This window comes from Prosthecobacter sp. (assembly GCF_034366625.1).
Classification (GTDB): domain Bacteria; phylum Verrucomicrobiota; class Verrucomicrobiia; order Verrucomicrobiales; family Verrucomicrobiaceae; genus Prosthecobacter.
Window position 1 is genome coordinate 131,443 of the sequence record NZ_JAXMIH010000024.1, and the last position, 12,848, is coordinate 144,290.

The 12,848-nt window shown below is 61.0% G+C and carries 1 protein-coding gene (running past one end of the window); it reads right to left on the bottom strand.

What is annotated here, in order from left to right; translation table 11 throughout:
* On the bottom strand, positions 1–12,848 hold the final stretch of the coding sequence (locus tag U1A53_RS24160) for an SdrD B-like domain-containing protein (protein ID WP_322284445.1). The gene runs 20,719 nt beyond the window's last position; 12,848 of the gene's 33,567 nt are visible here — the last part of the coding sequence; its start codon lies off the right edge, out of view; the stop codon is at positions 1–3.

Here is a 12,848-nt window from a genome sequence, read left to right on the forward strand (position 1 = left end):
TCACGGTTTGACGAGGAAGAAAGCCCGGAAGGCATCCAGCAGCGGCTGGGTGGTGACCTCAAGGCCGGTGGACTCGTCGATCCACTGCGACTGTGGATTGAGCAGGTAGTTTTGATAGGCGGCAGAAGCAGGGTCGGCATCGCCACTCCACAGACGGAGGCGTGAGCCGCTGGTGTGTGTCTGCACGCCAGGAGCCTGCGGGGTGGCGAGGCCGGTGCCGAGAAGTTGTGTGCCCGCAGTCTGCGGCAGCGCAAGCGGGGCGGTGCGGACCTCGCCAAGGAAGGTGAGCGTGGCCGGAGTGCTGCGAATCTGCACGAACATGCCTTCCTGCGGAGGGATGACGCGGGTGGAGACATCGGCAAGCGTGGAGCCGCCATCGACCACCCACTGCGGCGCAGCGGTGGCGGATTGCAGCCAGACAACCTGGAAGCGACCTGCAGTGGCATCGAAGAACATGACGCGGTCCGCTTCTTCCGCCGCAGACGCAGGCTGGAGGACATCCGCAGGCAGCAGCGCTCCGAGCGTCCAATGCGGACGGATGCGGAGGCGTGCGCCGGTCATGGTGGTCTCGGCGACGGTGGTGAGCGTGATCGTGCTGCCAGTGGAGGCGGTGGTGTCGATGTCAAAGCTGCGTCCGGCCAGAGCGCCGTCGAGCACCTCAGCGTAGTAGCTCACGCCATTCTGCAAGTGAGTGCGGATGTCGATGCCGTTTGTGTTGAGCACGGCGATGCGACCACTGATGGAGCTGACTTTGCCGGTGTAAATGGCGGGCTGCAGCAACGGCATGGAAAGCGTCTGGCGACCGGCCTGGAACAGCCTCTGTGACCAGCCTTGTGCCCCCGTCACGGCACTGGCCTCAGATGTGCCGTCGAGGTCGGCATCAAGCGTGACTTTGAGGCGCAGGAAGGTGGTGGTGACATTGGCGAAGCGCAGTGTTTCGGTCTGATCTGCGTTAGCTTTGGCAGCAGGCGTGATGGTGAGCGCCGTCCACACGACGAGATCATTGCTGCCTTCGAGGATGTAGCGCAGATCGCGATGCTCGCCCGCAGGACGCGTGAGCAGCCCGTCGATGGCACCGGTGACCGTGTTGTGTTCCAGAAGGAAGCGTGAAACACCGAGGCCATTGTCAGCTGCGGAGCCGAGCGCGTATTCCATCAGGTTCGTCAGACCGTCCGTATCAGGATCATCATTCGGGTTGTTGAGGCCGCCCAGATTGTGCTGCGACTGCCAGGCGGTGAAGGTGGACGGAGATGCGGACTCCGCATCATTGCCGGCAAGATTGCGCTGCACGTGCGCAGCGTTTGGCTGTCCGGCGAGCACTTCGAAGCCGAAGTCGATCGTCATGATGCCGGAGGCGTCCGCCGCATCGTCCAAAAAGGCTTCGTAGCCGTTTTCACCCGCACTGGAGGTCGGGCTGCTGTTCACCGGCATGCTGCCATAGGCAAGGTTGATGAGACCGGAGGAGATGCCGTTGGCCGCAGGTGAGATGTCATCCACGCCATTTTCATCAAAGCGGTCATCCTTGCCGCTGTCGGCGGTGGTGGTGAGAAGAACGTTGCCGGTGCCGGTCACGGTGGTCATGCCATTGAGCGGCGCACCGGTGGCGAACATGGTGGCAGGAATATGCACATAATAGGCCGCCGCTGAGGGGGCGTAGAGCAGATAGGTGCCGTTGGATGCCGTGACCGCCTCCGAAACCGGTGTGTCGGTGACTGCCTGCGCCTGCTGGAACAGACGCACCGTCACATCCGGCACCGGCAGATCAATGCCGGATTCATAGGTGCCGTTGGCGTTGACATCACGGAAGACCAAATTGCCGACCATGAGGGCTTTCGGCTTGAGGCCAAAATCGAAGGTGAGATCGTTGTTGGCATCGTCAGCATTGTCGCTGGTCTTGTCGAAACCGGCCTCGCGACCATCCGCATCAGTGGGCAGGGTGCTAGGGATGGTGGAGTAGCTGGTGGTAAAGACACCGGTGATCTCAGGGCTGGTGGCAGGCTGGGCGTTTTGATTCAAGTTGTCGTCATAACCGGTGGTGGTGGTGATGCTTGGCACGAGGAAATTCAGCGGTCCGGCGGTGATGAACTGCGAGGCGGGGATGCGCACTTTGTAGGTTTGCGGAGCAAGGGCCGGCGGGCCATAGAGAACATAAGCGCCGGTGATGTCCGTCGTCGTGGTGCCAATGACGGACTCCTGACTGGTGGTGCCGTCAATGTGGACGAGTTCCACGGTGATGCCCGCAATGCCGCTGTCGATGCCGGTCTGGAATTTGCCGTCAGCATTTTCATCACGGAACACAAGATTGCCGACACCGAGACGGGTGGCGAAGCCGAAGTCAACGGTGAGGTCCACGCGTTCGTCGCTGGCATCATCGCTCGTTCCTTGGAAGCCGCTTTCGAGGCCGCCAGTCGGCGCCGCATTGGCCGTGAGAGTGGTGGGAAGCGAGGTGACACCGACCTGCTCGGGATTCTGCACGTCGATGCCATCCTCACCGATATCATCGTCGCCCATGCTTGCCTGATGGCCGCGCAGTGAGGTGGTGAGGTACAGCGGCCCTGACCCTACGGGACCACCATTGATGCTGATCGACTCCTTGAAATTGTCTGCGGCGACGTGGACGGTGTAAGTGCCCGGGCTCAGATTGGTGAAGAAGTAACGGCCGTTCACGTCCGTGTAGGTGCTGCGGATGGAACTGGTGGATCCTGCGGTTCCAGTGCCTGCATACAGCAGCATCCATACACCGGGCACGCCTTCGCCAGCATCGGCGACGCCGTTGTTGTTGGCATCGTTGAAGACAAGGTTGCCGATGCTCATCAGATCCGGCAGGACACCACCGGTGAAGCCAAAGTCGATGGTGAGGTCCGCGTCGCCCTCATTGAAAGCATCTTGAGTGGCAAGGAAGCCCGTTTCCCCGGAGTCATCCTGTGGCTCGGTGTCGTAGGCGAGTTCGAAGACAATGGAGCTGACGCCAGTGACGTCAGGATTCGTTGCATCCAGACCGTCTTCGTTCGCATCGTCGTCCATGCCATCATCATCCCCGAAGCCTGGGATGGAGGTGGTGCCGGCCAGGAGCGAACTGCCAGCGAACTCGGAAGCGGGAATGTGCATGAAGTATTGACCGGCCTCATAGGCGTTCAGGAGATAGGTGCCGTCGAGGCTTGTGGTGGTCTCCATCACTGGAACAGTGCCTTCGTTGGAAGGATCATCACCAAACCTGTAAAGACGCACCTTCACGCCCGGCACACCGAAGTCATCGCCATCATAAGTGCCATTGGAATTTAAATCACGGAAGACGAGGTTGCCGACACTCAGCGGCTTCGGCGAGAAGCCGAGATCGACGGTCAAATCGACATTCGCATCGTCAAAGTCATCGGATTCGGAGAGATAACCGGTCTCCGTGGTGGCCAGGGTCGGCGCATTGCCTGGCAGAAGAGTGAAGAGGGCCGTGCGCGCGCCTTCGACGAGCACGGAGCCGGTGGTGTAGCCATCCTGCAGAGTGTCGTCATCACCCTCAGTGGTGGTGATGATGCCGGAACCCGCCGCAACGGGCTTCGATGGCACCCGATTGGCCAGAGCGCCGCCTTCGGCAAAGCTGGAGGCAGGAATGCGGATGTGGTAGCCGCCGGGAGCCACATTGAAGTTGTAAAGGCCACCACCAAACGTGGTCGCGGTGGCAACAGCCATCGTGGCGCTGGTTTGATTCGACCAAAGCTCAACCGTGACACCATCGATGCCGTATTCGACGTTCGGATCGAAGATGCCGTCATTGTTGGCGTCATTAAAGACCAGATTGCCGATGGAGACACGCGGCACAAAGCCAAGGTCGATGGTCAGGTTGGTGGCCGCATCGTCGATGTCATCGCTGGAACCAAGATGGCCGCTCTCCTGGCTTCCAGTCGGAGAACTGGCGGGGCCGAGTTCAAACACGGCGGTCTGAATTCCGTTCCAAGACGGACTGCCGTCATCAACACCATCCTCACCGAGATTGTCATCACCCGTCTGCGCGCCAAGCACGCTGGCCTGGCCGTAGAGCGGCATGCCGAAGTCAAACTCCACTGCTGGCACACGCACAAAGTACCTGTCTGGCGGGAGATCGGTGAACAGATAGGTGCCGTCGGCCGCGCTGGTGGTGGTGGTAACAGGCGCATCAAACGGAACAACCATGTCTTCGCGGTAGATTTCGAGAGTGACCCCGCCGACGCCCTCAGCCGCATCAGCGCGACCGTTGTAGTTGGCGTCGATGAACACGAGGTTGCCGACGGCGACGGAGCGGAAGAAGCCGAAATCGATGGTCAGGTCGGCGTTGTCATCATTCACATCGTCACTGTAGGCGTTGTGACCAAATTCACCGAGCGAGTTGGTGGGCTCCCCATCAGGCGCCAGATGGAAGGCTGCCGAAACGATGCCGGTGGTGGACGGATCAATCACATCGACGCCGTTTTCATCCAGATTGTCATCAATGCCGTTGTCACCACCATCACCAGGCAGCGAACGCCAGCCGGAGAGCGGTTTGCCGGGGGTAAATTCTGAAGGCGGAATGAAGACCTGGTAATCACCTTCGGAGAGGTTGCTGAAGAGATAGCCGCCGCCATTGCTGGTGATCACGGTGGCGAGGGGATTGCCAGTGAGCGGATCGGCCGAGGCGGCAAAGAGCTGCACTTTGACACCATCCATGCCTTCGCCCGCATCATAGAGGCCATTGCCATTGAGATCGAGGAAGACCAGGTTGCCAACGCCGACGCCGTTGGGATTCGAGGGGGCAAAACCAAAATCCAGGGTGAGGTTGAAATTGTCGTCATCGAAGGCGTCGATGTCATTGAAGGAGCCGCTTTCACCATTGGCATCCGTTGGCTCGGAGTTCACCGCGAGGCTGAAGACCGCGCTGGAGATGCCATTGAGGAACGGCGTGGGGTCATCAATGCCGTTTTCGTTCTCGGGTGCGTCGTCATCCACGACAGCGGTGACATTGCCGGCACCTGCGGAGGAATCCAATCCATTGAGCACATGCCCCGGCTCGAACTCAGAATAGGGAATGTGCAGGATGTAACTGCCCGCAGGCAGGGAATCGAAGAAGTACCTGCCACCACCGCTGGTAATGCGGGTGAAGAGCGGGATGCCGAACCCAGGTGTCTGGTTGCCACGATAAAGCTCCACCGTCACGCCATCGATCCCCTCGCCAGTGTCGGCGATGCCGTTCTCGTTGTTGTCGATGTAAACGAGATTGCCGACACCCACAGGCGTCTGGAAGCCGAAGTCGATGGTAAGATCGACCGCTGCATCGATTTGATTGTCGCCCGTGCTTTCAAAGCCGGTCTCACCACTGTCATCGGTGGGTGCGTTGCCCGGGAACAGGCTGATGACGAGGGAGGAGACTCCGTTGACGACTGTATCGCCATTGTTGATGCCGTCTTCGCCAACATCGTCGTCACCGACGAGTCCTTCGAGAATGCTGATCCGCTGATACAGCGGTCCGCCAGACTGGAACTGCGAGGCCGGAATGTGAACCATGTAGTTGCCTGGACGCAGGAAGTTGAAACCATAGCGGCCTTCAGAATCACTGGTGGTGAAGGCCATCGGGTTGTCCACGCCGGGGAACTGGGTGTCGGTGTAGAGTTCCATGCGCACACCTGGGAGGCCCTCTCCCGTGTCAAAACCACCGCTGGAGTTGTTGTCGGCGAACACGAGATTGCCGAGGGCCACAGGGCGGAAGAGGCCGATATCGACGGTGAGGTTGATGTTGAAGTCGTCGAGATCGGTGGAGGAGTCGTAACCGGTCTCGATGCCGTCATCGGTGGGGGCCTCCTCGCGCACGAGGTTGATCACGCCACTGCTGATGCCGGTGACCCAAGGCTCCTCTGAATCGAGCGAGTCTTCACCCGTGTCATCGTCACCGGTCGAGAAGCCGGGAAGGCTGAACAGACCGCGCAGACTGCCGGTGAACTCAAACTGAGGCGCCGGCAGATGGATGAAGTACTGCCCCTGCCAGAGATTGCTGAAGAGGAAGACGCCGCCATTGGCCGTGGTGGTGATGGCGACGGGCTGGGTGACGCCAGGTGTGTCCCCCCAGCGATAGAGTTCGATCACCGCGTCGTCCCTGCCTTCGCCCACGTCGAAGCGGTTGTTGCCGTTGGCATCGACATAAACCAAGTTGCCAATGCCCATGATGCCGGGTTCGACGAAACCAAAGTCCACGGTCATGTCGCCGTTGGCATCGACGGTGTAGTTGTCGATTTCACCGCCGCGTGCGTGCTCGGCTCCCGTGGTGCCGTTGCCGAGCGGCTCCGTGCCTGGCGTGAGCGTAATGAGCGGGCTTTTCACTTCCGTTTTCGGCCCGTCAGGCTGGCGGCCACTGTCATCACCGTCGATTTGATCATCCAGAATGGAGCTGATGGGACTGCTGTAACCGCTGCCTGCAAGCGGCAGGCCATCCACAAAGTTGGATTCTGGAATCTGCACCTGATACACGCCCGGAGCCTGGCCGGAGAAGTAATAATGACCGTTCGTGTCGGAGTAGGTCCAGCCGATGAGCAGTTCCGCTCCATCCACAGAGCTGCCGTTCGCATCATGCCAGAGTTCGACACGCACGCCTGGGATTCCAGGCTCTCCCGCGTCCTGAATGCCATCCGCATCAAGGTCGTTCCAGATCACGGAACCAATGGAAACAGAATCCGGCAACGGAGCGAACGGACGGCCAATCGCAAGGTCACGCGGACCGGCCCAGATTTCATTATTTGGACCCGGTGGCCGCGGAATGGGAACTTCGTGAACGCTGACGGTGCCATTCGGAGCGCCGGAGACATCGACACGGAGCAACGCACCACTGATGTAGGTGCCGGCATTGACCGGCTTGCCCCAGTGATAGCCGGAGATGTAAAGCTGGTTGTTGGCAGGGTTGAACTCGACATCGCGTGTGTCCACCTCGCCCATGCCTGCGCTGGAGATGGTGGCAACGAGCTGCGGCAGCCCGGGTGCTGCAGGCGTGGTCAGATCCACGCTGAAGATTTCGCCATCGCTGCGGTTCACGCCGTAAAGCGTGCTGCCTTCGATGTCGATGCCGGAGATGAGCGCAATGGACTGGCCGCCTGGGACCATGTCCAAAAGCTGCGTGTCAGTGACAATGGTGCCAAGCAGGTCGCCGGTGGTGGCGTTGTAACGGCGCACCTCACGCACAGCACTGGTCTGCACAATGAGATAGAGATTGCCGTCCGGACCAAAGTTGATGTCCTCGACACCGCCCTGAGAGATGAATGTGTAGGGCGCGACGCCCATCGGAGCACCGGGTGTCGATCCCGAAGGGCCCTGGAAGCGCACGATGCGACCACCATTCACATCGACGACGTAGAAATTGCCATCGGGGCCGATGGTAAACTGGGCGATCAAGCTCACACTGGCGGTGGAGTTGTCGAGCACGGGACCAAGGTCCGTGCCGGAGGGGCTGATTTTGCGGATGTTGCTCGCGCCGTAGTGGGCGACGTACCAGTTGCCGTCCTGGCCGAGCTCCATGGCATAAGGCACATCACCATAGTCCGCATTGCCCTGGCTGAGGCTGCTGCCGAAAGCGGACACAAGCGATCCGGTATAAAGGCCGGTGGTGGCATCGAAAGTTTGAACGCTGTCAGCCTGAGTGGCGGAGACATAGATGCTGGGGTTCACATTCAGGAAGCCAAAATCGACCGTGGTCTCGTCATAGGTGCCTCCACCGGTGCCTGGTTCATCGGCAGCGGTCAGCGTGATGATGTGACTGTACACGGCCCCGCCATTGACCTGATGGCCGTTGTCATCATCATCGACCCCATTATCCATGAAGGTGGTGGTGCTGCTCGAAAGCGGCTGTGCGGCAGGTGGTGTAGGAATGCGCACATAGACCTTCAGCGGGGGCAGCGCGGTGAAAAGATACGCGCCACCGCCACTCGTGGTGGTGGTTCTCAGCAGAACATCATCCGTGCCGCCGATGCGGGCATCCTCCCCTGCCGCCCACAGTTCCACATTGACACCATCGATGCCGGGTTCGCCGTTGTCACGGAGGCCGTTGTCGTTGGTGTCCTGCCAGACGAGGTTGCCGACGCTCATGCCTCGGAAGATGCCGAAATCGAGAGTGTAATCGGTGTCAGGGTCAGCATCATCCACAGTCGGCTCTGCGCCGGTGGAGAGTGTGATGATGGGCGAGAAGATTGGACTGCCAGGACCGCCGGGCTGCAGGGCGGAGTTGTTGTCGTTGTCGATGCCGTTGTCGAGATTCACCGGATTGCCGCCGGGGATGTTCAGCGCGGTGGGCATGAGCACGCGCAGGAAGAAAGCGCCGGGCTGCAGATCGTCGAAATAATACTGCCCCAGCGCACCAGTGGTGGTGCTGCGGAGCATGAGATCGCTGTTCGGGCCGCTGCCGCCAATGGCACCATCCGCACCCGGATCCCAAAGTTCCACCGTGATGTCCTTGATGCCAGGCTCACCAATGTCCCGAGTGCCGTTGAAGTTGGTGTCTTCAAACACGACATCGCCGAGGCTCAGCCCCTTCACGAGCAGTGAATAGGACTGCGTGGAGGAGCAACCGTAGGTGTCCGTGGTACGCACGGTGAAGCTGGCCGTGCCGTACACCTGCGACGTGCCGGAAATCAATCCAGCGGACGACAAAGTGATGCCTGCTGGCGGCGAACCGGCGATCACACTCCAGGTGTAAGGTCCGGTGCCGCCGCTGACACTCAACTGCTGGCTGTAAGGCGTGCCATAGTAAGCATCTGACAGCGTGGCCGGAGTGATGCTGATGGACGGGCAGTTCACCGTGAGCGTGTAGAGCAGTGTCTTGACGCAATCGAACGCATCCCGCGCTTCCACCGTGAACGAGGCGGTCGTCGCCTGGCTGGGAGTGCCTGAGATGATGCCGTTGGAGCTGAGCGAGAGCCCCGGCGGCAGTGTGCCGCTGACCACGCTCCACACATAAGGCGCGCTGCCACCCGTAGCATTCAACGGTGCGGAGTAGGCGGTGCCCACGGTTCCATTGGAAAGTGTGGAAGGCGAGATGACAAAATCCGGGCAGCGGATGGTGATCGTGTAGGGCTGTGTGCCAGGTGCGCCGTTCGCATCCAGCGCCTGCACGGTGAAGGAATAGGCGCCGGGAGCGGCCGTGGTGGTGCCGGAGATGACTCCTGTGGAGGAGATGCTGATGCCGGAGGGCAGATTGCCGGTGAGTTTGCTGAAGGTATAAGGCGAGGTGCCGCCTGTGGCGGTGATCTGCTGGAAGTAGGGGACGAGGCGCGTGGCATCCGGCAGCGTGGGCGGCAGGATCGTGATGGGCGGATAGTCCACCGTGAAGGTGTACTGCTGGGTCGCGGTGCAGTTTTCCGCATCCGTCGCACGCACCACAAAGGTGCTGCTGCCCAGGCTGGTGGGCGCACCGCTGAGCACACCACCACTGGACAGCGTCATGCCCGTCGGCAGCACACCGGAGGCAAGACTCCAGGTGTATGGAGCCGTGCCGCCACCGACAGCCAGATTCTGGCTGTAGGAGGCATATTGAACCGCCGTGGGCAGCGGAACCGGGCCGATGGAGAGCACCGGGCACGCGATGACGATCTGGAGCGGCAGCGTGGCGGAGCAGTTCACGCCATCCGTGGCGCGCACGGTAAAGTTGTAGGTGGCAGGTGCTGCCGATGGCGTGCCGGAGATCAATCCCGCATTGCTCAGAGACAACCCGGCGGGCAGCGTGCCCGAAACAAGGCTCCAGGTGTATGGTGCCGTGCCGTTCGCCGCCGCCAACTGCTGCGGAGCATATTCCACGCCCTTGGTGCCGGATGGAAGCGCCGGAGCGGTGATGCTGATGGCCGGGCAGTTGACCACCACGGGATAAACGCCCGAACCGGCGCAGCCGTTGGCGTCCAAGGCGGTGATGGTCACGTTGTAAGTGCCGGGAGCGCTGGTCGGCGTGCCGCTGAGCACACCGCTGCTGCTGAAGCTCATTCCAGCGGGCAGCGTGCCGCTCAGGCTCCATTGATACGGGGCCGAACCATTGCTGGCGCTGAGTGTCTGCGGGGCATAGACCACGTATTGCACGGCGGCGGGCAGCGTGGCGGGCGTGAGGGAAAGCGTCGGGCAGGTGATGGTCCAGTTGATGGAGTTGTCCACCATGCAGCCGTTTGCATCTGCGGCGCGGATGACAAAGCCATAGATGCCAGGCGTTCCAGTCACGGTTCCGGAGAGAAGGCCGCTGGAGGAAATGGCGACACCCACCGGCAACGTGCCCGACGCACGCGAGTAAGTGTAGGGCCCTGTGCCACCGCTGGCGGTGAACTGCTGGCTCACGACTGAATTTTGTGCCACGGCTGCAAGGCTGGCGGGTGACAGCGAAAGCGTGGGGCAGACCACACGCAACGTCATCGCCTGCGTGGCGGCGCAGTTGGAGGCATCACGCACACGCACAGTGAAGTTATAGGTGGCCGGAGCGGCTGTGACGGTGCCGCTGAGCACACCGCTGCTCGAAAGCGAAAGTCCGGCAGGCAGCGCACCGCTGGTGATACTCCAAGTGTAAGGAGAATTGCCGCCCGCAGCGCTGAAGGTGGCGCTGTAGGTGGAACCTTTCATCACATCCGCCAGCGTGGCAGGCGTGATGCTGATCACCGGGCAGGAGTTCAGACCAAAGTCGATGGTGTTTTCCGTGTTCGTCGCCCCCGTGCTGCCGGGTTCGCCACCCGCTGTGAGCTGAAACACCATGCTCTTGATGTCCGAACCCGCACCGCCCGGCTGCGAGCCATTGTTGTCGTTGTTCACACCGTTGTCCGTGGTGACGACCGCACTGCTGGCCAGTGAGTACGCTGCCGGAGGCGTCAGACGCACGAAATAACTGCCTGCCGTGTACACTTTGAAACTGTAAGCGCCGGTGCTCAGCGTCGAAGTGGTTTGCAGGACGGAATCTGCATCCGCTCCACTGCCGCCGATGAGGCCGTCGGCCCCTGTGCTCAGGAGTTCAACCTGCACACCGCTGACGCCGGACTCGGTGGTGTCCTTGAGGCCGTTGTTGTTGGTGTCCCGCCACACGAGGTCGCCCACGGTGAGGCCGGTGAAGAGACCAAAATCGATGGTGTTGTTGCCGTTGGTGCCATCACCATCCACAGCAGATCCAGGTTCGAGTGCGACGGCAAGCTCCACCACCGGACTGAACACCGCCGTGCCGGGGCCGCCCGGCTGCGCGCCGTTGTTGTCGCCATCAATGTCGTTGTCGAGCACGACAGCCACACCGCCGCTGCCAGGAATGCTCAGCGGAGGCGTCACACGCACGTAATACCTGCCTGGAACGAGATTACTGAAGATATAACCGCCTGTGCTGGTGGTGACCACGCTCGCGCCGACCTGTGCATCAGCATTCAGGCCTGAACCACCGATGACGCCATCCGCTCCAGGGCTGAAGAGTTGCACCGTGGCTCCGCTGATGCCGAGTTCGGTGCCGTCACGCACGCCGTTGTTGTTGGTGTCATTCCAGACAAGGTTGCCGACGCTCACCCAGGGTGAAACGGAGCATGGTTCGGTGGCGATGGTGAAGACGCCTGCGGGATCGGTGTCAAACGCCCCCTCGGTTGTCGCTCCAGGTGTGTAAGCAAAGGAGGTCAGGCAGCCGTTGGCATCGTAGGTCGGTGCAGCGTTCAGATCGATCATGCGCAGCACGGTTCCAGCATTGCCTCCGGCCTGGATGCCCTCCCAGGTGCCGGCGTTAATGCCGAGCGCCGCCCAGTTGCTGGCGTTGTTCACGCGGCTGACATCCAGCACGAATTGGAAGCGCACGGATGCGCCGGTTTCAGTGACCTGCTTCAGCAGGATGTCGGAAGCGGTGGTGCTGCCGGATGCGCTGCTGACCATGAGATTGGCGGCGATCTGCCAGCTTTCGTAGCCGAGCGCCGGATCGTGGCGGTAGATCGTCACCTGCGGATTGGCGCGGTTCAAACCGTCCACATACACGACGGCGTGATCGGCGGTGGCCGGATCAGAGCCGGTGCTGACGAGGAAACGCAGGGCATCCACCTTGCTGCCTCCGATCTGGTTCAGCGTCACGTCCAGGGCCAGACGGCTCAGCGCCGCGTCATAGACCATGTCCAGACTGTCGAGATGTGCGATGGTCGGCGTATAATTGAAATCGTAGGCCTGATCCGGCGTCAGTTCCGTGGTCTGGTGGATGACGCCATCACGATTCACATCCGCCAGCAGGAAGTGATAGCAGCCGGTGGCGGCAGGACCGGAGGACTTGAAGCCCAAATCCACGGTCATGTTGCCGTTATCATCATCGCCATCGTCCAGGGTGTTGAACGCGCCGCTTTCACCATTGCTGTTGATCGGCTCCTCATCGTCCAGAAGCACGATCAGTGAGCTGGTGATGCCGTTGGTGGCAGGAAGGGCGTTGTCGATGCCGTCGTCGTTGCCCACGATGTTGTCATCCAGGTTGCTGTCCGTGGAGGAGGCAGGTGAGATCGAGATGGAATTGACCAGCGGCTTGCCGCTGGCGAATTCGGAGGCGGGAATGCGCACGTAGTAAGAGCCAGGCACCACGTTATTGAAGATGTAACGGCCAGTATTACTGCCGCTGCTGATCGTCGTGGTGCTGGCAACAAAGACGCCGGAGCTGTTGAGCAACTCCACACGCACGCCCCCGACGCCTTCGGCGGAATTATAAACGCCGTTGTTGTTGCCGTCCTTGTAAACCAGGTTGCCAATGCTGCAGAAGGTCGGACGCAGGCCGAAGTCGATGGTGGTGTCGGCATTGCCGCCGAAAGGAGCGAGAAGATTGCCCGGTTCGGTCAGCGCGGAGAGCGTGACCATGGGAGAATAGATCCTGGCACCGGAAGACGACTGCGTGATGCCGTTGTTGT